Source organism: Azospirillum argentinense (assembly GCF_000632475.1).
GTDB classification, from domain to species: Bacteria; Pseudomonadota; Alphaproteobacteria; order Azospirillales; family Azospirillaceae; genus Azospirillum; species Azospirillum baldaniorum.
On the sequence record NZ_CP007793.1, the window covers coordinates 1,492,751 to 1,510,605 of the forward strand.

28 protein-coding genes are annotated in these 17,855 nt (G+C 66.6%); 14 read left to right on the forward strand and 14 right to left on the reverse strand.

The features are described 5' to 3' along the window. Nucleotide 1: 1 nt before the first annotated feature. The 11 genes from ABAZ39_RS07075 to ABAZ39_RS37655 all read right to left on the reverse strand — a co-directional run bounded on the left by ABAZ39_RS07075 (nucleotide 2) and on the right by ABAZ39_RS37655 (nucleotide 7,130). Nucleotides 2–322 (reverse strand): phage holin family protein, encoded by a 321-nt coding sequence (locus tag ABAZ39_RS07075; protein ID WP_051657852.1) that lies wholly within the window; start codon nucleotides 320–322, stop codon nucleotides 2–4. 172 nt (nucleotides 323–494) lie between these two features. Then, entirely contained in the window at nucleotides 495–1,064 is a 570-nt protein-coding gene (gene nusG, locus ABAZ39_RS07080; protein ID WP_038527989.1) for a transcription termination/antitermination protein NusG, read from the reverse strand. Further along, nucleotides 1,064–1,726, reverse strand: coding sequence for a hypothetical protein (locus ABAZ39_RS35440; protein ID WP_144243471.1), 663 nt, complete (start codon nucleotides 1,724–1,726; stop codon nucleotides 1,064–1,066). The genes nusG and ABAZ39_RS35440 overlap by 1 nt, the downstream gene beginning before the upstream one ends. Beyond that, nucleotides 1,723–2,343 (reverse strand): MT-A70 family methyltransferase, encoded by a 621-nt coding sequence (locus ABAZ39_RS07085; RefSeq protein WP_038527991.1) that lies wholly within the window; start codon nucleotides 2,341–2,343, stop codon nucleotides 1,723–1,725. The genes ABAZ39_RS35440 and ABAZ39_RS07085 overlap by 4 nt, the downstream gene beginning before the upstream one ends. Beyond that, complete coding sequence (locus tag ABAZ39_RS07090) at nucleotides 2,343–3,815, reverse strand: DEAD/DEAH box helicase (RefSeq protein WP_051657853.1); 1,473 nt, start codon at nucleotides 3,813–3,815, stop codon at nucleotides 2,343–2,345. Before ABAZ39_RS07090 ends, ABAZ39_RS07085 begins: the two co-directional genes overlap by 1 nt. Then, nucleotides 3,812–4,336 carry a RuvC family protein gene (locus tag ABAZ39_RS32875; protein WP_051657854.1) on the reverse strand — a complete coding sequence of 175 codons (525 nt, stop codon included), beginning with the start codon at nucleotides 4,334–4,336 and terminating at the stop codon, nucleotides 3,812–3,814. The genes ABAZ39_RS07090 and ABAZ39_RS32875 overlap by 4 nt, the downstream gene beginning before the upstream one ends. Nucleotides 4,337–4,347: 11 nt before the next feature. Then, entirely contained in the window at nucleotides 4,348–5,313 is a 966-nt protein-coding gene (locus ABAZ39_RS07100; protein WP_038527994.1) for a hypothetical protein, read from the reverse strand. Nucleotides 5,314–5,334: 21 nt separating this feature from the next. Continuing rightward, a complete protein-coding gene (locus tag ABAZ39_RS07105) occupies nucleotides 5,335–5,592 on the reverse strand; it encodes a hypothetical protein (RefSeq protein WP_038527997.1) in 258 nt (85 codons plus the stop codon). Beyond that, nucleotides 5,592–6,101, reverse strand: a complete 510-nt coding sequence (locus ABAZ39_RS07110; protein ID WP_038527999.1) for a hypothetical protein — start codon at nucleotides 6,099–6,101, stop codon at nucleotides 5,592–5,594. The genes ABAZ39_RS07105 and ABAZ39_RS07110 overlap by 1 nt, the downstream gene beginning before the upstream one ends. 502 nt (nucleotides 6,102–6,603) lie before the next feature. Beyond that, nucleotides 6,604–6,885, reverse strand: a complete 282-nt coding sequence (locus tag ABAZ39_RS07115) for a hypothetical protein (RefSeq protein WP_051657855.1) — start codon at nucleotides 6,883–6,885, stop codon at nucleotides 6,604–6,606. Further along, the gene (locus ABAZ39_RS37655) at nucleotides 6,885–7,130 is read right to left on the reverse strand and encodes a transcriptional regulator (RefSeq protein WP_081862909.1); all 246 of its coding nucleotides are present in this window, start codon (nucleotides 7,128–7,130) and stop codon (nucleotides 6,885–6,887) included. Before ABAZ39_RS37655 ends, ABAZ39_RS07115 begins: the two co-directional genes overlap by 1 nt. A gap of 123 nt (nucleotides 7,131–7,253) precedes the next feature. Here ABAZ39_RS37655 and ABAZ39_RS32880 point away from each other — a divergent pair, with 123 nt between their 5' ends. The 3 genes from ABAZ39_RS32880 to ABAZ39_RS32885 all read left to right on the forward strand — a co-directional run bounded on the left by ABAZ39_RS32880 (nucleotide 7,254) and on the right by ABAZ39_RS32885 (nucleotide 8,976). Continuing rightward, on the forward strand, nucleotides 7,254–7,661 hold the full coding sequence (locus ABAZ39_RS32880; RefSeq protein ID WP_051657856.1) for a helix-turn-helix transcriptional regulator: 408 nt from the start codon (nucleotides 7,254–7,256) through the stop codon (nucleotides 7,659–7,661). Between the two features lie 692 nt (nucleotides 7,662–8,353). Then, complete coding sequence (locus ABAZ39_RS07125; RefSeq protein WP_247881644.1) at nucleotides 8,354–8,599, forward strand: hypothetical protein; 246 nt, start codon at nucleotides 8,354–8,356, stop codon at nucleotides 8,597–8,599. A gap of 110 nt (nucleotides 8,600–8,709) precedes the next feature. Beyond that, nucleotides 8,710–8,976 (forward strand): ribbon-helix-helix domain-containing protein, encoded by a 267-nt coding sequence (locus ABAZ39_RS32885; RefSeq protein WP_081862911.1) that lies wholly within the window; start codon nucleotides 8,710–8,712, stop codon nucleotides 8,974–8,976. Nucleotides 8,977–9,042: 66 nt separating this feature from the next. On the opposite strand, the gene ABAZ39_RS33915 is transcribed toward ABAZ39_RS32885, so the two are convergent. The 3 genes from ABAZ39_RS33915 to ABAZ39_RS35450 form a co-directional block, all read right to left on the reverse strand. After that, on the reverse strand, nucleotides 9,043–9,690 hold the full coding sequence (locus ABAZ39_RS33915) for a sensor histidine kinase (protein WP_081862912.1): 648 nt from the start codon (nucleotides 9,688–9,690) through the stop codon (nucleotides 9,043–9,045). Between the two features lie 4 nt (nucleotides 9,691–9,694). Beyond that, on the reverse strand, nucleotides 9,695–10,012 hold the full coding sequence (locus tag ABAZ39_RS35445; RefSeq protein ID WP_144243472.1) for a hypothetical protein: 318 nt from the start codon (nucleotides 10,010–10,012) through the stop codon (nucleotides 9,695–9,697). Between the two features lie 178 nt (nucleotides 10,013–10,190). Then, entirely contained in the window at nucleotides 10,191–10,478 is a 288-nt protein-coding gene (locus ABAZ39_RS35450) for a hypothetical protein (protein WP_144243473.1), read from the reverse strand. Nucleotides 10,479–10,986: 508 nt separating this feature from the next. Between ABAZ39_RS35450 and ABAZ39_RS07140 the strand changes: the two genes are divergently transcribed. The 11 genes from ABAZ39_RS07140 to ABAZ39_RS07190 all read left to right on the forward strand — a co-directional run bounded on the left by ABAZ39_RS07140 (nucleotide 10,987) and on the right by ABAZ39_RS07190 (nucleotide 17,842). Beyond that, nucleotides 10,987–11,331 (forward strand): hypothetical protein, encoded by a 345-nt coding sequence (locus tag ABAZ39_RS07140; protein ID WP_038528007.1) that lies wholly within the window; start codon nucleotides 10,987–10,989, stop codon nucleotides 11,329–11,331. Beyond that, nucleotides 11,331–11,693 carry a hypothetical protein gene (locus tag ABAZ39_RS07145; RefSeq protein WP_038528010.1) on the forward strand — a complete coding sequence of 121 codons (363 nt, stop codon included), beginning with the start codon at nucleotides 11,331–11,333 and terminating at the stop codon, nucleotides 11,691–11,693. The genes ABAZ39_RS07140 and ABAZ39_RS07145 overlap by 1 nt, the downstream gene beginning before the upstream one ends. Further along, nucleotides 11,690–11,884, forward strand: a complete 195-nt coding sequence (locus ABAZ39_RS07150) for a hypothetical protein (RefSeq protein WP_144243474.1) — start codon at nucleotides 11,690–11,692, stop codon at nucleotides 11,882–11,884. Before ABAZ39_RS07145 ends, ABAZ39_RS07150 begins: the two co-directional genes overlap by 4 nt. 198 nt (nucleotides 11,885–12,082) lie before the next feature. After that, nucleotides 12,083–12,742, forward strand: coding sequence for a hypothetical protein (locus ABAZ39_RS07155; RefSeq protein ID WP_038528015.1), 660 nt, complete (start codon nucleotides 12,083–12,085; stop codon nucleotides 12,740–12,742). 5 nt (nucleotides 12,743–12,747) lie between these two features. Continuing rightward, on the forward strand, nucleotides 12,748–12,987 hold the full coding sequence (locus tag ABAZ39_RS07160; RefSeq protein WP_038528018.1) for a hypothetical protein: 240 nt from the start codon (nucleotides 12,748–12,750) through the stop codon (nucleotides 12,985–12,987). After that, complete coding sequence (locus ABAZ39_RS07165; RefSeq protein ID WP_051657858.1) at nucleotides 12,984–14,090, forward strand: hypothetical protein; 1,107 nt, start codon at nucleotides 12,984–12,986, stop codon at nucleotides 14,088–14,090. The genes ABAZ39_RS07160 and ABAZ39_RS07165 overlap by 4 nt, the downstream gene beginning before the upstream one ends. Nucleotides 14,091–14,101: 11 nt before the next feature. After that, nucleotides 14,102–14,686: a 3'-5' exonuclease gene (locus ABAZ39_RS07170; protein ID WP_038528020.1), complete on the forward strand. Its 585-nt coding sequence runs from the start codon at nucleotides 14,102–14,104 to the stop codon at nucleotides 14,684–14,686. Further along, entirely contained in the window at nucleotides 14,683–15,675 is a 993-nt protein-coding gene (locus ABAZ39_RS07175) for a YqaJ viral recombinase family protein (RefSeq protein WP_038528023.1), read from the forward strand. The genes ABAZ39_RS07170 and ABAZ39_RS07175 overlap by 4 nt, the downstream gene beginning before the upstream one ends. Before the next feature lie 5 nt (nucleotides 15,676–15,680). Then, entirely contained in the window at nucleotides 15,681–16,991 is a 1,311-nt protein-coding gene (locus ABAZ39_RS32890) for a recombinase RecT (RefSeq protein WP_144243475.1), read from the forward strand. Beyond that, nucleotides 16,991–17,194 (forward strand): hypothetical protein, encoded by a 204-nt coding sequence (locus tag ABAZ39_RS07185; RefSeq protein ID WP_038528025.1) that lies wholly within the window; start codon nucleotides 16,991–16,993, stop codon nucleotides 17,192–17,194. The genes ABAZ39_RS32890 and ABAZ39_RS07185 overlap by 1 nt, the downstream gene beginning before the upstream one ends. A gap of 21 nt (nucleotides 17,195–17,215) precedes the next feature. Continuing rightward, complete coding sequence (locus tag ABAZ39_RS07190) at nucleotides 17,216–17,842, forward strand: hypothetical protein (protein WP_038528027.1); 627 nt, start codon at nucleotides 17,216–17,218, stop codon at nucleotides 17,840–17,842. The last annotated feature ends 13 nt before the right edge of the window (nucleotides 17,843–17,855 follow it).

Sequence of the window (17,855 nt, forward strand, 5' to 3'; positions counted from 1 at the left end):
GTCAGCCCTCCGCCTTCACGCCCAGCTTGGCCGCCGCCGCCCGAACCAGAACGTCGATGCTCCTCGGCCCGTAGCAGGCCAGAAGGCCGGCCACAGCCCAGGAGGCAAGTTCAGGCAGGCTGAGGTAGGCCCCGAGACCGCCACCGATGATCGCCATGCCGATCACGGTCGGAACCTCGTAAAGCAGGCGGAGCGACCAGAACGGGCGTTGGCCGGCCTGGACGAGCTGGCTGTGCCGCATCAGCACGCCCATTGCCGCCCCGATGATCGGACCGATCAGGCCGGAGGCGGCTTTGGATAATTCAGGCGGGATATCGGCCATGCTGGGCTCCGGGCACGAAAAAACCCGCCTCGGAAGACCGGGCGGGCGAATGTCGGGGATCGGGTAGGTCGGGCGCTTCTATAGCTGCCGCAGTCCCATCCCGGACGGGTGCCGGGGGACCAAGGGCATGGTATCCCCTCTAATCCTTTCGAAATGGTTAAAGCTACCACCATCAGGCAATCCTTCGAGCCGGCGCTTCGACGGGTGACAGGCTGTCCACCGGGATCGCGAGCGGGGTGGTTCGGCCGAACAGGTCGAGCAGGACGAGCGCCGTCTCCCTGCGTTTGTCGACCTCCAGGAAGACCGCGGCGAAGTCGCGGAACGGTCCGTCAATCACGCGCAGAACCTGCTCGGGCTCCCAGGTGACCGGCGGCCTCGGCTCGGGCTGGTGCGGACGGAAATCCACAGCTCCGCCATCCTTGTCGCAGCGGGCCTTGACCCTGCGCAGGACCAGCGGCGACACCCTCAGCGGGAAGTTGCCCACGCCGCGCACCACGAAGCTCACGCCGATCGTGCTGGTGATCGGGCTGAACGGCTGCTCGGTGTGGCAGCCGACAAACTGGTACCGGTCGAACAGCGGGCGCGTCACGGTCTCCAGCCGCCCTGGCCCGTTGCTGCGCTCACGCAGGCACAGCGGCAGGAACGAGCGGTAACCCTGCTCCTCGAAGCGCCGGTGAACCTCCTGGTTCCTGCCGGCCTTCACGACCACGGCAAACCATTCCCGGTCGGAAAACATGTCCATCAAACGTCCTCCGGTTCGAGGATCTCGCGGACCAGATCGGCCGGCGCGTAGCATCCGGGCTCAAAGGGCTGCGGACCGGCGGTGATCGGCCAGAGGCGGTTGTCCCGATAGCCGATCAGCAGCAGCCGCCATGTGCTGCGCGACTTCCCATGATCCAAAATCCCATCATCATTCCCGGTCCCCCCTTGGGGGGATTTAGGGGGGTTATTCTGGTTTCTGGCCTCTGGCCTCTGGGTGTTATCCCGACCCTTAACCCTGCGCTTAACCGCCCCCTTATCCGACGCGGAATTTTCCTTGTCAGAACAAAGACTTGGGTTGCCTCCGGTTTTGCCGTTTTTCCGCGCTGTTTGGGACTTCTTGTGGTCACGGGTCATGCGTCGTGAGTAGACCACGCCCTTGCTGTTTCGTGAGAAGACGCCGGCCAATTCCAGCTCGGAAAGGAGTCCTGCGAGCTGGTCCGGGCTGGCGCCTGTCAGGAGCGCAAGCTGCGTGTCGGTCACGGGCCGTCCGTTGACGACGAGATGCCCATAGGGGTCGGCTTCGTGCATGATGCACATGCATTCGATCCAGAGGCCGCGGGCGGCCAGGGAGACAACGCGCAGCCCTTGGTCGGCCCGCCAGTCGGTCGGGAAGAACTTCAGCCAGGGCTGCTCGGCGCTCATGCTGTGGTGTCCTGAAACTTCGCGGTTTCGTTGCCCCACACGTCCCAGCGGTCGCAGGCAGGGCGGCGGGAGAAGAGTTCGACTTTCCGGACGTCGGGGAACATGCGCTCCAGTGCCTCGCGCATCTCCTCCGGCTTCCTGGAATGCTCGCGCGCCTGCGCCAGCAGCGCGTTGAGCTCGAAGTCCGCGTCAACGTCCGTGGTGAAGCCGTTGCGCTCGCCCCGGCTGTGCACCTTGGGCTTGCCGATGGAGCCGGTGAGGAAGGGCTCGCAGCAGCCGCGGAAGCCGTAACCGGTGCCCATGGCGGCTTTCCCGTGCTTGGTGACCTTGTGCCAAGAACCGCCACTCTTCGGCGCGAATCCCCAGGCCTGCAGCGTGTTGGTGGCGTAGCCCGGCGCCACGAAGTTCCACAAGCTCCACATGACGATGTAGCAGTCCGGCGCTGCGAGGTGCCCGACGGGAAGCGCTTTGATCTCGTCCAGCGGCATGCAGGCGTAATGGGCCTGCGGAGCCTTGCGGGTTCCGGTCTCCTCCGAATACATCTCTTGCCGCCAGGGAGGGTCGGCGTAGATCAGGCCGTAGCTGAAGGGGCGAAGGTCGCCGAAGGGCCAATCCATCACGCATACCTCCGCTGCATGTTGCCGTAGGCCGTGGCGGCGGCGCGCTCTTCCAGGATTCGCTTCACCCAGCCGCGCTTGTACCCCTTGATGGCGGCGACCCGCTGCAGGTCCTCCTCCGTCTTGGCGAGCGGCAGGATGTCCTTGTATTTCATGGCGGCGATGCGCTCCGCCGACAGGCCCGCGATCCCCGGCATGACGGCGAGCGCCACCTCCGGCACCGCGGCCACCGGCGGCTTGGGATAGGCCCGGCTGCAGTTTGGGCAGCGGTCCGGCCCCTTCGCGCAGACGAAATGGCAATAGCGGCAGCGCCGCGTCGCCGTCACCGCGCGCTCCAGACCCTTCAGTCCTCCGGTCAGCGACCAGACGCGCCGCTCGTCCGGCATGCCGTGCTTGGCGACGTTGCCGACCTGATCGATGATGATCGCCTTGTCCTTGCCCGGGTGGGTGCGCAGCACGCGCCCGACCTGCTGCAGGTAGAGGCCGGTGGACTCGGTCGGCCGCAGCAGGATCGCCGCGCCGACCACCGGGAGGTCCGTCCCCTCGCTGATGATGTCGCAGCTGGTCAGGACCGACAGGCGGCCCGTGGCGAGCTGCCGGATGGCCCGGTCACGCTCCGCCACGGTCATCTCCCCATCGATCGACGCGGCGTCCCAGCCGCCGGCCTGGAACTGCTTGGCAACGTGCCGGGCATGCTCGACCCCGGCGCAGAAGACCACCGCGGGCACGCCGCCGCAGATCCGGGCGTAGTGGCGGACCGCCGGCAGGGTCAGCTCGTCGGTGTCCACCGCCTTGGCGAGGTCGGCGGCGACGTAATCCCCTCCCCGCTTCTTGACCTTGCTGAGGTCGATCTTGGCCGGCGGCGCGAAGATGGCCGGGGGCGCAAGATAGCCGTCGCGGATCAGTTCGGCGACGGCCGGCCCTTCGATGGCCTGGCTGAAATGCTCACCCAGCCCCTTGCCGTCGTAGCGGAAGGCGGTGGCGGTGACGCCCAGGCGCCGGGCCCGGCGCATCGCCTCCAGCACGCGCTGCCATTTCGACGCAACGACGTGGTGAGCTTCATCGATGATCGCCAGCCGGACGCGGGCCAGCCGATCGCGAAGCTGCTCCAGCCGGGCACCAATGGTGTCGATCGAGGCCACCTGAACCGGATCGTTGGTCAGCGGCGCGCCCGGCGCGATCAGCCCATGGGAGATGCCCATGGACAGCAGCCGGTCGCTGGCCTGCTTCAGCAGCTCGCGGCGGTGGACGAGAATCCACACCTCCCAGCCCTGCGCGCCCACCACCTCGGTCACGGCGGTGAAGATGGTGGTCTTGCCGCCGGCGGTGGGCAGCGCGTAGAGCGGATCGATGCCGCGTTCCAGACAGGCGAGGATTTCGGCAACGCCGCGCTCCTGGTAGGGGCGAAGCGTCGGGCGGACCGGCGCGTCGCCGGAGAAGAGGGAGGCTTGGCCGGAGACGATGGCGTTCATGCGGCGGCCCTTTCGTTGGCCGCGAGCGTCGCGGCATAGTCCCACAGGGCCAGGGCGTCGGCTTCGTCGTCCGTGGCGAAGGTCCAGCCGCGGGCGAGGCATTCGGCCTGCACGCCCTCCTTGCCGGGACCGCCACTGCCGCAGAAGTGCTTCTTCACGGTGGACGGTTGGGCGGTGCGCACCCAGCGGATGCCGAAGCGGTGGGCCAGCATGAGGAAGATCAGGGCCAGCCCGTTCAGCTTCAGGATCGTGTCCGGGTTGGTCTCCTGCGGCAGGATGGGCTTCTCATAGATCAGGCCGGTGGGCCGATGCTCCTCGAGGAAGCGCCGTCCCCAGGCCTCGGCGGCGTCCGCGAACGCGCCGACGGTGCAGCCGGGCCGGCCGAACCGGATCGCACCGGAGAGCGGCTTGGGCGGCTTCCGAACGCGCGCCTGCATGGGGAGAAGCGGCTGCATCGGCAGCCGCCCCAGGGTCCATCCGGTGTTGGTGGCGAGATCGAGCGCCAGGACGCCGCCGGCCATGGGCCCCTCCCTCAGTGCAGGGCCGCCGCCGCATCGGCGGCCAGCGGGCGACGGGTGGCGGGGCGGACGAAGGACGGGGACTTGCCGTTCTTCGCGTCGCGGTGGCCGGAGAGCCAGGAGGTGCGCAAGGCGCCGCGACCATGCGGGCAATCGCCCTCCGCCATGCCGATCTCAACGCCGTCGAAGCCGTCGAAGTAGGCCGCCAACTTCTCGGCCGGGCCACGCTTCGCCGACGCGGCGCGGGCCGGGGCCGGCTCCTGCTCTCCTCCCTCGTCGGCCTCGCGGTCGGTCGCCTCGTCCTCGGCGGGCTCGTCCGCGGCGCCCTGGACGCGCCCGCGCTCCCAGATGGCGTGCGACGGAGACGCAGCAGGATGCGGGTTGGCGTCCGCTTCGGCGCCCTGCTGGCCGGCCTTGCGCCCCTCGGCGAAGGTGAAGCCGGCGTTCTCCAGCTCGGCGTTCGTCTCGTCCGACCCCTCATCGCCCCAATCGGCCTGCTCATCGGCGGGCTCGGCGCCGGGCAGATCGGAGGGCGACGCCACGTCGTAGGCGGGCTTGGCGTCGGCGACGATGCCGGCCACGATGTCGCCCAGCGGCTTGGGTTCGTCGGAGGAATCGCGATCGGTGGCGTTCATGGCCTCCTCCAGCGGGGTCGCGTCGGCGCCCGGCTGTTCGTAGAGGTCGGCCTGCGCGCTCCAGTGGCCGGCCCAGCCGCGGTACTGATCGAAGGCGCGCAGGAAGTCGTTACGCTTGGTGTCCTCCATCTTGTCGAGACGGAGGTAGAGCTTCACCGCCTGCGGGTGGATGCCCAGGCCGTCCGCCTTCTTGTGCGTGGTGGCGTGGGCGGTGTTGGCGTCGTCCAGCTCCTGCCGGGCCTCCTTCACGTCGTCGACAAAGCCGAAGAACTGCTCGGACGTCAGGCCCTTCGCGCGGGCGCGGCGGACTTCCGCCTTGTTGGTGCCGGATTTCTTGCGTGCCACAGGGGTCTCCTTGGGTGGGGGTTACGGGGTGGTGGTGCGCCGCCCCGCGGCGGACAGCGCAACCCGGGTGCCGACGGTGACGCGGCTCTTGGCGCGCTTGCGGGCATTCGCCACACGCTGGGCGTCGGCTTCGTCAGCGGCGGCGCGCAGATCCTGCGGATCGGGGCGGATGACCTTGGCGCCGGCGGCGATGGCCTGCTCGGCGAGCCGGGCCAGCTCCTGGGCGGACGCCCGGTGACCCGCGGGGCGGCGGTTGATCAGGTCGGTGAGGATGTCCATCAGCGGACGGCCTCCGACCAGGAGCGAACGCCCTTGACGATGCCGGCCAGCCGGTCGCGGATGCGGTCGGCCTTGGCGGTGACGACGGCGATCGAGCCGGGGGAGAAGCCGCGCCGCGTCTTCCGGGCCTCCTCCTCCGCGCGGGTCAGCTCCATCGCCAGTTCGCCCATGTCGCCGGTCAGGCGGAGCATCTGGTCTTTCACGTCGGTGGTGTGGGAGCCGTGGGCGCCGTGCGTCTGGACCGACACCGTGTCGCCATAGAGGCGGTACAGCGGCGGCTCCTCGCCGGTCATGGTGAAGTAGGCGGTGTCGAGGGCGGCGGCGCAGGACAGGCCCGGCTCGGCGTCCTTGTACGGGTCCATCCAGGCGCGAACGGTCCAACGGCTCTTGCCGGTGATCTGCGCGGCGAGCGCGACGCCGGACTTCACGTCGCCGCTGCCCAGCGTCTGCACGATCTTCGCGAGGGCTCCCGCGGTGGTTTCGGCGTCTCGGGGAATCTGCAGGGTCATTCCAAGGGTCCCGCTGGTTGTATTCGCCGGTGGACGTACCCCGGCTGAGAATGGCGGCATGAGACGACTGACCCACGCCAATGGAGGAGCCGCCCGCCTAAGGGCTGGCCGAATCGCCGAAAGCCCAAGCGACGGCGCGTCGCCGCGCGGCGTAGCCTTGACAGGCGTCCGAAGGCTGGGAGTCCGTGCCCGGTGTCGGGCGCGGGTGGTTCGGGCGATCCGCGGCACGATCAGGCATCGGCCACCTCACCACGCGCGCATCGAGGGAGTTGCGGGCGACGCCATGACGACGCCGCCCGCGTGCGCTACCATGGGGTTGTTCACACCAACCATGGAGCGATCAGATGCCTCCGAAGAACGAGACCACTGGAAAGAAAGCCGCGAGCAACGCGTCGAAGGTGTTGCGCGATCCGAATGCCAGCGCGGCCGCAAAGTCAGCCGCAGGATCAGCTCTGACGCAGGTAAAGCCGAAGCCTGGTGGCAGCAAAAAGAAGAAGTAGCATCACACATCGTCCAGCCCTTCGCTCTCGGCGGTCTGTTGAATCACCACGGCGACGTGTCGGTTCAGCGCGTCGTGGGCGAAGGTAGGGACAAGGGACAGCGCAACGGCGCCTTCGCGGCAGTCAATGGTCGTCCGCACTGCGCCGCGCATGTCCCACGCGACCAGGGCGAAACCGGCCAGATCGGGGCCGAACTCGGAGCGGGCAACATCCGCTTGTTCAGCGATCTGCCGCAACACACGGTCGGCCCGCTCAGTACTGGGGGCGATCTCACGTACGCTCATCACGCCGCCCCCTGGTTGGGTTGGGCGGGCGCCGGCTTGCGGCGGGGCCTCGTAAGCGGATACAGGTCGGGGCGCAGCGCATGGCGAGACACCTTGCCGCCCGTCGCCTCTTCGACTTGGATCACCCGTTCCGGGGGGCATCTCCGCCACTGCGAAATGGCTTGGCTGCTGATTTGGAGTCGGCGCCCCAGCTCCGCCGGTCCACCCACTGCCGCTATCGCTTGAGAGAGAGCATGGTCTTTCATTCCCCAAATGTAAGCGACGCTTACCTTAATTGGCAAGCACGAAACGTAAGCGACACTTGCATTGAGTTCCGTAAGCGTTGCTTTCAAATTCAGGCTTTGCCGCGTGCGGGAAAACCTGCGACCATGGATCTACCGAAGAGCTTACGAGACGCCCGGAAGGCTAAGAAGCTGACCCAGGCGAAGGTGGCTGCCGATCTCGGGGTGTCCCGGCCAGCAGTTGGGCAGTGGGAAAGCGGCGAGACGACCCCAGAGCCGAAGAACCTGCTTGGCCTCGCCCGGCTGTACGGGCTGGAAGTTGAGGCTTTGGCGAACCTGCTCCCTGGCGGTGAGGCTGCAGTTTTCCGGGCCTACTCGGCGCGCAACCATGCGAAGGTTGAATCTGCGCCAGAGCTGACCGATGAGGAGTGGGGGCTCGTGTTCATCTACCGGCAACTTCCCCCGGAAGACAAGGATTGGCTATGGGCGCAGATCCACCGGGAGGCACGCCGGGCCGGCATCTCTCTTGATGACGCTGAACCGCAGCCCGAATAATTCGGGCCACCGCCTCAGGCGGCAGCTTCCTCATGGCATCGACCAAGCGGCGCTCTTCGCTCAATAGCACTCCGCTCCCCATCCGCACCCCCAGAACGAATTTAGAACAAACGATGCCACGGAAACGCGCTCCCGTCCATACGGTTGCGTGCTTTTTGTCCTGCATGTAGGATTTTCAGCCTAACCAGCCCGCGGGTCGAGCGGCGGGCCGCTCCGGCAAGGGCCGATGGAGGCTGGGGTTAATGGGAAATGAATATTCCCGTATGTAAGATATGGTTCCCACTTGGCTCACCATGTGCAAGGGTTCCATGACCTGCGCGGGTGCGGACAGGCACGGAGGGCCATTTGGCATCTGTCGCCCGGTGAGCTCGTCTCATAAAGGTCGGCGGTGAGGATTAGGCCCCTCTCTGCCGACCCTTTCGTTCGTGGGCTTGAACGATGCTGAACCCTACCCGATCACATGATTACATTGGTAGAGGTTTTTCGCTTCATTCCCGTAACAGTAGAGTACCCAAGTATGCAAATTGCATCGCATGCTTATGGAAATTAGCAAACTGCAAGGGCTTACAGCGGCGGCTGCGGCGGGGCGACGCAGATGATGGGCCGGTCAGGATCATGCGTCGGCGCGGCACCCCTTGACTCCCCACCCCGCAAAAGCGAACATAATGCGAACACGCATGTTGGGGTTCGCCATGACCGAGCAGCCGCCACGTAGGCTTTTCGTCGTTGAAGACGCCCGGCATAGGGCCGTGGTCTCGGCTTGGGACGCCGGCCGGGCACGCGCCGTTGCCGCCGCGATGCTGCTCGGCAGCCCGTGCGCGGAACGCCGGGACGCCCTGGTCGTCAGGGAGCCCGAGGAGGAGGAGCGAGCGGCCTTCGAGGGGCAGGCGCGGCGGATTGGCCAGGGCGACTGTGGGCTGACGGCGATCCCGCTATGATCTCGCTGCACGAGGCATGACCCCGCATTTCGTGTGAAGTTCATCACATGTTTTTCGGCTCCGTGAAGGTGCACACATAGGGGTGCAACCAGACACGCGGCGGTGAAGTCATGTCGAAGAAACTCAAGAACGTCTGCGTCGCCGGGAAGCGCACCAGCATGCGGCTGGAGCCGGCCTTCTGGGACGCCCTGGCGGAGATCGCGCAGAGGGAGGGCCTGACGGTGAGCAAGCTGTGCACCCGCCTCGCCAGTCAACTGGAAGCCCAAGACGTAGACAGCTTTTCCAGCGTCGTACGGGTCTACGTGATGGAGTATTTCAGGGCGGCCACGCCGAGGCCGGAGGCGTCTTGCTGCGAGGTGGCCGTCGCGGCGGAGTGACGACCGATGCATAGCGCCGCTCCGTATACGCGAAGGGCGCATTGCGGCGCCCTTGGGAAAGACTCATCAAATTGGAAAGCTCACACTTGACCGATTGTTTCCATCAGAAACAGAGCTTTCCAAAGCATCACCCAACTGAGCAGCCAGAGCTTCTGCCAACATCAGTTCGTCCTCCGCCAAAGGATCAAAAGAGGCGTGCAGTGCTTGCCCATTATCCTCTACTGTCAGGCGAGCGCGACCACCTCCCTCTTTTCGAACAGAAACGCTGATAAGTCCACCAATTGGATGAACTCGGCGTAAGCTGTTGCTAACCAACTCAACAATAATTAGGCCGAGCGGCATTGCTTCGTACAAGCCAATCTGTATTGGATCAGAATCGACGTTCACGTTGACTTCGGCCGCCTTGCCAAAGGTGCTCGTGCTCAACGTTTCGCAAAGCACTTTAACATACCGGCCCAAGTCTAAGTGAGTACCTGACCCAGACTCGTGAAGCTGCTGGTACAGGGATGTTAATGATCCAATCCGCAGCAATGTCTGCTCGTACGCTGCGCGGGCATCTGGATCGCGAATTCGCCCACTTTGAAGTTTCAGAAGGCTGACAACCAACTGAAGACTGTTTTTGGCACGATGCTGAAGCTCTCGCAGTTCGGATTCTAGTTCTTTAATCCGTTGATAAACGCGATCATCTTCATTCTTGTCAATTGATTCTTCCATATTATTACTCGAAACTAAAAAGTTTATACAATTCTTTCCATGGAACTGCAGCAATTGCCGCCATCAATCCAAAGATTGTTAGAATAACAGCGGTGGTTGGTCTATGGTTTATCTTTTCAGAAAGCACATTCGCCTCATTATTAATACGGTCAGAAATGCGATTTTCACAATGGGATATTTCTAACTGAACCGCGGTTATCTCTGCCTTTGTTGCAAGATGTGGAATGCTAGCAGATATAAACGCATGGATTTCTATTATCTTAGGCTCCAAGCGCTCCAAGACATCTTCCATCCGCTCCATGCGCTTCAGCAAAGCTTCCATACCGGGATCATGGGGGCCTCCCCCGCCAAATTCAACGCTACCCCCCCGCGGGCATTCGCGCCCCTTCGCTGAATCTGCTTTTCGATGCTATGAAGAAGACCCTCGTAGTTCCTATCATCATTAGCAGCAGGCACTTGACCTCTCCCTCACCTCAGCCACGGCTCAGCGGCCTGCTTGGTCACCAGCAGTTCAGATTTCCCGTCAGCGCGTTCTTGCGGCATGAAAAGGGCGCGACCTGGACCGGCGGCGGAGGCCCGACCGGCTGTGATGGCTGCATCCTTTTCAGCGTGTCCAGTGCGTCAGATATCGCTGCGGACTCTGCCGCCTGCGCTGCCGAGCGCCTGAGCGCCGCAGCACTTTTCATCTCCGCTTCCTTTTCGGCGAACTGAAGCTCGGCCATGGCGGGATCGAGGCCGCGAGCAACCTGCTTCGTCAGCACCTCCGACAACGCGATCGTGTAGCGCACCAAGTCTGCATTCGGGTTCTGTGCCAAGGCCGGCGATGCTGCGAATCCCTCCGCCACGCACTGATATCGGCTGGCCGCCTCCTCTTCTGGGAGGCGTTCCCGGAAGTTCGGCCCCGTGGTTGCCAAGGTGGGAAGCCCACACTTTGCTGAGAGGGCCGCGAACTCCCCCGCAGCCACCTCGCGGGATGACCTGCATCCAGCGAGTACAGCCACGCTCACCAGGGCCAAGACCATACCGACCCGGAAATTCGCTCCGTCCACCACACACGCCCCCGCATGAGCGCCCGCCGTCGAGCGCCACCGACGCGAGTATGAGAGAAGCAATGGGCCGGCATCAATGTAAGCGTCGCTTTCATTTTTCTGTTGCGGGCAGAGGTAAGCGTCGCTTACATTTCTCCAACGCCCACGGATGACCCGGCGGGCTGGTTGACCTCCCCAACCTCTCCCGGCGGCGCGCCATCCCGTGCCGCCGGGAACTCCTCGGGAGGCGAACAAGGGGGAGAAGACCGTGATCATCGCGCAATTCATCACGTTGACCGGGACCAACGGGAAGCCGCTTCGCGTCCGCGCCGAGCGCATCGACGCCTTCGAGCGCCTGATCAACGAAACCGCCGTCTACATGGGTTCGGAGACCTACAAGGTGACCGAGACCCCGGAGCAGATCGACGCGCTCCTGGGGGTGACGCAGCCGGTCGATATCGCCGCCGCCGTCATGAAGGCGATGGACGCCAGCGGCGAGCGCGTTGACGACAAGGGCGAAGAGTACTGCGCCGGGTTCGATGATGCGCACGCGCTTTTTTACCAGCGCGTCAGCGGCGCCATCGAGGCCGCCACCGGCCAGGGAGCCGCCTGATGCTCCCCCTCAACACCCCCTCCCCCTCCTCCACCTGGGCGCCCTACCCGTTCCTGATCGCCACGATCGTTGGTCCGATGGCGGTCGACTTTGGCGCGGCCCGCGGTCCCTTCGGCCTTCACGGCGAGAAGGGCGGTTGGAACCTCACCCACCTCCCGACCGGCGCGCTGATCGGCGTGGCGCCCAACATTGAGGCCGCGATGGACGCCGCCGACGGCATCGAGGGCATCTGGGATTGGTCCACCTTCGGCCGGCCGGACGCCGCGACCTGGGATGTGATCGTCGAGACGCTCCGCTCCTACGGCGTGACGCGCCCGACCGACCGGCCCGCCTGGAAACCCGTCCTGGCAACCGCCGCGTGATGGAGGTGGAGCGCCTGTTCCACGGGACCAGCCGGCACGACCGCGCCGCCACCATCGAACTTCACGCGACGTGGCTGTCCTTCCTCCGTCACCACCACGCCTTGGGCTTCGACCGCGCCGCCGAGATCGCCGAGCTGGAACGGCGCCTTGAAGCCCTGCGCGGACAGTTCGCCGACCGGTACGCCGCCTGATCCGTCCCGACATAGCCCGCGCCCCGGCGCGCTCCAGCCCGCATGGATGATCCCAGCGGGCACGAGGCGTCAGAGAGAGCTGCGGCTTAGCACCGCCGGGAAAACTGCGGATCGCGCAGGACCGAGGCGGGCATGAGGCCGGCGCCGGCGCCCGAGGTAGAGGGCCGGCTCTCTCCCCCATCACACCCGGAGGACGCGATGAAGTTGATCGCCACGCCCGCCCGCCCCGCCGCCCCGCCCATGACCATCGAGGATTTGGAGCAGATGGACGACCACGCCCACACGTCGGGCCGGGCGAAGGCGCTGGGGCGGGTCGCCACTTACCAGCCCCCCTACAGCCCAACGGAGATGCTCCAGCGGTGGCGCGAGCGGGCGGAGCGGCACCGGGGCACGGCATGGACCCTGTGCAGCGCCCTGCGGTACCTGCGCAACCACCCGGAGGCAGACGTCGTGCGCGTCGCCGGCTGCGACTGGACCGAGAGGACCGTCCTGAAGGAGCTGGCCCACCAGCGCGACCGCCACCGGCAGTGCTGCGTGCAGCTCGGGTTCTGGCTTCGGCGGATCGCGGAGCAGCAGCCCGAGCCCGCGGCCACCGTCCGCCCGGACCTCGGCCAGACCCTCCAGCTCGGCGCGCTGGGGCTGTCCCTCGTCATCGACGTGTGGGAGGACGCAACCTACGTCGCCAGCATCGACGATGACGGGCAGACGCTGGACACCGCCCTGCTCGACCGGGCGCGCGCCGCCTTCCTGCTGAACGATTCCCGCCGCTGGCTGCTGGTCACCCCCGAGGCCGCGAAGACGTGGTTCGCCGACGCGCTGCGCCGCGCGAAGCCGCTGCAGATCCTGGCCGCGGAGTGATGGGGATGGCCAGCCCGTACACCGTCACCGAATCGGACGAGACCGCTTACGGCAGCCTGATCCTGCTGCACGGCAAGGTGCTGCTGATCACCGGCATCGATGCCGACCACCCCACGGAACACAACCGGCTCGCTCGCCTGATGGTCGGCGCGCTGGAGCGCCTGACGCCGACCGAGCAGGCAGAATTGGACCGCATCGTCGGCGCCCACGAAGACCGCTGGAGCCAGGAGGCCCGAAAGCAATGACCACCGACACCCTGGAAGCGCCCAAGACCGAGACCGGCAAGGGGCTCGCCATCATCGCCGACCTGACACCCGAGATTTTCACGCCGGAGAAGGCCGCCGAAATCGTCGCCGACGTCCGGCGCGAGGTGCTGGCCATCGACCGCGACGTGTCCACCAAGAAGGGGCGCGACGCCATCGCGTCCATGGCCGCGAAGATCGCCCGGTCGAAGACCGCCGCCGACGCCTTCGGGAAGCAGCTCAAGGCCGACTACAAGGTCAAGGTGGACGCCATCGACGGCATCCGCCGCATCTTCTGGGACGGGCTGGAGGCCCTCCAGAAGGAGTTCCGCGCGCCGCTGACCGAGTTCGAGGAGGCGGAAAAGGCGCGGGTTTCCCGACACGAATCCGCACTGGCTGACATCGCCCGGCTGACCGTGCTTGACGGCGTTCCGACCACCGACGCCATCGCCGACCGGCTAACGGTCGCCCAGGCCGTCGACACCAGCACCTTCCAGGAGTTCACCGCCCGCGCCGAGGCAGCGAAGGCCGAGGCCGTCGGCAAGTTGGCGATGATGCTGGAGGCAGCCCACCAGCGCGACGCCGAGCGCGCCGAGCTGGAGCGCTTGCGCCAGGAAGCTGCAGAGCGCGAAGCCCAAGCCGCTCGGGAGAAAGCGGAGCAGGAACAGCGGGAGCGCGAGGAGCGCGCCGCCGAACAGGCCCGCCAGGAGGCGGAACGCGCCGCCGCCGCCGAACGGACGCGGGTCGAGCAGGAGGCCCGGCAGATCCAGGAGAAGGCGGAACGGGAGAAGGCCGAGGCTGAGGAGCGCGCTGCCCAGGCGGAGCGGGACCGGCTGGACGCCGATCGCCGCGCCAAGGAGGCCGAGGAGCGCGCCCAGCAGCGGGCCGAAGAAGCCGCCCGCCAGGAACGCCAGCGGATCGAGGGCGAGCGCAAGGCCGAGGAGGAGGCGCGGAGCCGCCGCGAAGCGGACCGCACCCACCGGGCCACGGTGAACAACGCCGCCGTCGCCGCGCTGACCGCCGCCGGCCTGTCCTACGGCGACGCCAAGACCGCAATCACGGCCATCGCCAAGGGCGACGTGCCGCGCGTCTCCATCGCCTACTGAGCGGGGCAGATATGATCCTGTTCTTCGACACCGAAACCACCGGGTTGGTGGACTTCCGCGCGGACCCTACCGCCGATCACCAGCCGCATCTCGTGCAGTTCGCCGCCCTGCTGACCGAGATGGACGGTACCGAGCGCGCTTCCGTCAACCTGCTGGTCCGCCCGGCCGGCTGGGAAATTCCCGATGCCGCTGCTGCGGTGCACGGCATCACCACCGAGGTGGCCGAGCGTGGTGGCGTGCCGCTGCGCTCCGTCCTGTCGGTGTTCTGGGGCATGCTGCAGCGCGCCGAGATCGTAATCGGCCACAACGTCCCCTTCGACTTGGCGGTGATGGACGCCGCACGGCACCGCGCCCAGGTGCCGGTGGACGTCTACAGCGTCCCCTCCTTCTGCACCATGCGCACCGCCACCCCCTTGGCGAAGGTGCTGCACGCCAACCCGCGGCACGATCGAGATTGGAAGTGGCCGAAGTTGGAGGAGTGCTTCCGCGTCTTCTTCAACGAGCCGCTCGACGGCGCCCATGACGCCCTGGTCGACGTTCGCGCCTGCGCCCGCCTGTACTTCCACCTGCAGACGATCAAGGAGCCGGCGCTGTGAACGCAATTCTTCCGAAAAATCGCGAAGATTGGCACGCTCTCCGCGCCCAGCACATCGGCGGGTCGGAGATCGCCAGCCTGTTCTACCTGTGGCAACTGCCGACCGGCGCCCTCGCCTACCTGCACATGTTCGAGGTTCCGCCCGCCGGAGCCACCATGCTCGGCTGCGTGTCCCGCCATACGACCGGGTACCGGCTCTACCATCAGAAGCGCGGCGTCCTGCCGGCGGAGGATCTGGACAACAACGAGCGCGTCCGGCTCGGGAAGCACCTGGAGGCGGGAATCGCCGACGCGGCCATGGACAAATGGGCGCCCTGGCCGCTGCGCAAGGTCCACCGTTACCTCCGCCACGCCGCGGTGCTGGGCATGGGCGCCAGCCGTGATTTCGAGGTGCACGAGATCGGCCTGCCGCCGGTCGAGATCAAGAACGTCGACTATCTGGTGTTCCGCGACCTGTGGAAGACCGAAGGCGACGAGATCACCGCGCCGCCGATCGACATCACGTTGCAGCTCCAGCACCAGATTGCGTGCGAGCGCGTCCGGGCACCCCACGGCTGGATCGTCGCTTGCGTCGGCGGATCGTCGCTCAAGCGCGGGCGGATCGAGCGGCACGACCCGACGATTGCCAAGATCGAGCAGGCCGTCACCGCCTTCTGGCGCGCGGTGGAGGACGGCACGCCGCCGCTCGACGTCGCCGACTTCGACACGCAGGCCGAGTTGTCGCTGCTGGGCGCCGAGACGCGGTCCGCGCCGCTGGACCTGACCGGGGACAACCGCCTGCCAACGCTCTGCGCTCGGTTCCTGAAGGTTCAGGGCATCCGCAAGCGGGCGGAGGACGCCGAGGCCCGGGTCAAAGCGCAAATCGCCCTGAAGCTCGGCGACGCCCCGGAGACGATCCGGGCCAAGGCCGCCGGCCACTCCATCACCTGGGTCTACGCGCAGCGGGGCGGCAAGCCCTACCGCGGGGCCATGACCATTCGCGAGGCTTGATCACCATGACCACGAACACCGGAACCGCCGTCGCCCCGCGCGACCCCGTGAAGGACCTGCAGGCCGACCTGTCCAAGGAGGCGGTGAAGGCGCAGTTCTCCGTTGCGCTCCCCAGCCACATCACGCCCGACAAGTTCGCCCGCGTGGTGATGACCGCCGCCGCGAAGAATCCCGACCTCGCCCAGGCCGACCGACGGTCCCTCTTCAACTCCTGCCTGGAGGCGGCGGCGGACGGCCTGATGCCCAACGGCAAGGAAGCTGCCCTGGTGATCTTCAACACCAAGGAGAAGCGGGACGGCAGGGACGTCTGGGTCAAGAAGGTCCAGTACATGCCGATGGTGCGCGGGCTGCGGAAGCTCGCGATGAACAGCGGCCAGATCAAGCGGCTGGACGCCTACGTGGTCCACAAGAACGACGAGTTTGATTACCAGCTCGGATTCGATGCCAACATCCACCACAAGCCGCCCACCCTCGATGTGGACCGCGGCCCGGCCATCGGAGCCTATGCCATCGCCGTTACGGACGACGACGAGAAGCACGTCGAGGTGATGAGCTTCCAGGAGATCGAGAAGGTTCGCTCCGTCAGCCGGTCGAAGGATTCCGGCCCGTGGAAGGAGTGGTGGGGCGAGATGGCCCGCAAGACGGTCCTGCGCCGGCTGATGAAGGCTCTGCCGCTGTCCGAGGAACTGGAGCGCGTCATCGAGCGGGACGATGCGATGCACGCTGCGGACGAGCGCCGGCAGGCCGGCCCATCCATCGCCGCCGTCACCGCCGCCCAGCAGCTCGCCAACTTCAGCACCACCCCGACCCTGGAGCATGACGCCGGCACCGCGCCTGAAACCTTCGTCCCGCCGCCGCAGACCTATCAGCTGGTCACGCTGGACGGCGAGGTGTCGGAGACGACGAGCGCCGCCGACTGGCTGGCCCGCTTCGAAGCCGCGCTGCAGGGCGCCGCCGACCCGGCCAAGCTCTGGGAGCTGAACAGCGACGCCGCCGAGTGGGCCGCCGACATGACCGAGGGCGGGGACGACACGCTGGCGCGGCTGCGCAAGGCCTACCTGACCAAGCCGGAGGAGGGCCAGCCGGAGGGCGACGGCGACGCGCCGGAGGGAGACGAGTGGGCGGACGAGTTGGCCGAGTTGCAGCGCATCGGCTCGTCCTGCCTGACCTTCGGGCAGTGGGTCACCTTCCTCGACGACCACACCGACCGGATCAACGCGCTGATCGCCGCAAACGGCGGGGCGCACGCCGCCGCCTGGCGCGAGTTCGTCCAGGGCCGCACGGCCGGCTTCCAGCAGAAGAAGGGAGCGAAGTGATGGCCGGGCGCCGCAGCCGCTCGCGCAGCATGGTCCGGGCACTCAAGGCGCCCGACCTCTACCCGCCGCGTCGGCAGACGGAGGAGCTTCGCCGCGCCCTGGATGCGGTGGAGGAGTTCGGTCGCCACCCGGACACGCTGGACCTCGCCGACTTCCTGGCGCGCCTGGACGCGCAGCAGCCCACCCCCACCGCTCCGCGCTGAGCGCAGAGCGAGGAGACCGCAATGACCGACACCGAATGGACTCTGTGGAGCGAGCGGCGCCCGGAAGACACCAAGGCGCTGTACCGCTGGCGCATCCCGGCCCGCATGATCTGCGGCATGATGCTGCGGCCCGAGTGGAGCGCGAAGCTCCAGTACTGCGGCATGGGATACGGGCCGTCCGAGTGGTGGCCGGAATATTCCCGCTGGGACGGCTACGTTCGTTCGGTCCCGGATGGCATGGAATGGCGCCTCGCGCGTGAAGGCGAGGACGCGGAGAGCATCTCCTGGGGTGGCCTTGACCTCCTTCCGTGCCCGCACACCGGAGGAGCCCTGAAGGTCACTTACAGGGGCCGCTGGTTGCACGCCGGTCCATGGGATGCGGAAAGCCTCAGCATCCGCGCGTGGATGGTCAACAGTTGCGGATGGGCAGATGCCAACAAGATGGTCGCCAACTGGAACCGCCGCCCTGAAACGCCCGCGGCAGACCAAACTGAAGCCATCGCCCAAGCCCTGGAAGGCGAGGCCGCTCGCCTGAAGGATGAGGCGATGGGCATTCACAACTCGTTCATGCGCGACGCCACCGAGCGAGAAGCCGCTGCCTTTTTCCGGGCCGCCGGGATCGCGCGCATAGCCACGCCCTCGGCCTGAGGAGACCGACACA

Excerpts from the sequence above, each read along its gene's own strand:
- ABAZ39_RS07125 (WP_247881644.1), top strand. The coding sequence starts at position 8,354 with ATGACCGAGCAGCCGCCACGTAGGCTTTTCGTCGTTGAAGACGCCCGG.
- ABAZ39_RS35440 (WP_144243471.1), bottom strand. The coding sequence starts at position 1,726 with ATGAGCGCCGAGCAGCCCTGGCTGAAGTTCTTCCCGACCGACTGGCGG.
- ABAZ39_RS07190 (WP_038528027.1), top strand. The coding sequence starts at position 17,216 with ATGACCGACACCGAATGGACTCTGTGGAGCGAGCGGCGCCCGGAAGAC.
- ABAZ39_RS07075 (WP_051657852.1), bottom strand. The coding sequence starts at position 322 with ATGGCCGATATCCCGCCTGAATTATCCAAAGCCGCCTCCGGCCTGATC.
- ABAZ39_RS32875 (WP_051657854.1), bottom strand. The coding sequence starts at position 4,336 with ATGGCCGGCGGCGTCCTGGCGCTCGATCTCGCCACCAACACCGGATGG.
- ABAZ39_RS07115 (WP_051657855.1), bottom strand. The coding sequence starts at position 6,885 with ATGAGCGTACGTGAGATCGCCCCCAGTACTGAGCGGGCCGACCGTGTG.
- ABAZ39_RS32885 (WP_081862911.1), top strand. The coding sequence starts at position 8,710 with ATGTCGAAGAAACTCAAGAACGTCTGCGTCGCCGGGAAGCGCACCAGC.
- ABAZ39_RS33915 (WP_081862912.1), bottom strand. The coding sequence starts at position 9,690 with ATGGAAGAATCAATTGACAAGAATGAAGATGATCGCGTTTATCAACGG.
- ABAZ39_RS07145 (WP_038528010.1), top strand. The coding sequence starts at position 11,331 with ATGCTCCCCCTCAACACCCCCTCCCCCTCCTCCACCTGGGCGCCCTAC.
- ABAZ39_RS07160 (WP_038528018.1), top strand. The coding sequence starts at position 12,748 with ATGGCCAGCCCGTACACCGTCACCGAATCGGACGAGACCGCTTACGGC.
- ABAZ39_RS07155 (WP_038528015.1), top strand. The coding sequence starts at position 12,083 with ATGAAGTTGATCGCCACGCCCGCCCGCCCCGCCGCCCCGCCCATGACC.
- ABAZ39_RS07185 (WP_038528025.1), top strand. The coding sequence starts at position 16,991 with ATGGCCGGGCGCCGCAGCCGCTCGCGCAGCATGGTCCGGGCACTCAAG.
- ABAZ39_RS07165 (WP_051657858.1), top strand. The coding sequence starts at position 12,984 with ATGACCACCGACACCCTGGAAGCGCCCAAGACCGAGACCGGCAAGGGG.
- ABAZ39_RS32880 (WP_051657856.1), top strand. The coding sequence starts at position 7,254 with ATGGATCTACCGAAGAGCTTACGAGACGCCCGGAAGGCTAAGAAGCTG.
- ABAZ39_RS32890 (WP_144243475.1), top strand. The coding sequence starts at position 15,681 with ATGACCACGAACACCGGAACCGCCGTCGCCCCGCGCGACCCCGTGAAG.
- ABAZ39_RS07110 (WP_038527999.1), bottom strand. The coding sequence starts at position 6,101 with ATGACCCTGCAGATTCCCCGAGACGCCGAAACCACCGCGGGAGCCCTC.
- nusG (WP_038527989.1), bottom strand. The coding sequence starts at position 1,064 with ATGGACATGTTTTCCGACCGGGAATGGTTTGCCGTGGTCGTGAAGGCC.
- ABAZ39_RS07170 (WP_038528020.1), top strand. The coding sequence starts at position 14,102 with ATGATCCTGTTCTTCGACACCGAAACCACCGGGTTGGTGGACTTCCGC.
- ABAZ39_RS35445 (WP_144243472.1), bottom strand. The coding sequence starts at position 10,012 with ATGGAAGCTTTGCTGAAGCGCATGGAGCGGATGGAAGATGTCTTGGAG.
- ABAZ39_RS07090 (WP_051657853.1), bottom strand. The coding sequence starts at position 3,815 with ATGAACGCCATCGTCTCCGGCCAAGCCTCCCTCTTCTCCGGCGACGCG.
- ABAZ39_RS37655 (WP_081862909.1), bottom strand. The coding sequence starts at position 7,130 with ATGAAAGACCATGCTCTCTCTCAAGCGATAGCGGCAGTGGGTGGACCG.
- ABAZ39_RS07085 (WP_038527991.1), bottom strand. The coding sequence starts at position 2,343 with ATGGATTGGCCCTTCGGCGACCTTCGCCCCTTCAGCTACGGCCTGATC.
- ABAZ39_RS07105 (WP_038527997.1), bottom strand. The coding sequence starts at position 5,592 with ATGGACATCCTCACCGACCTGATCAACCGCCGCCCCGCGGGTCACCGG.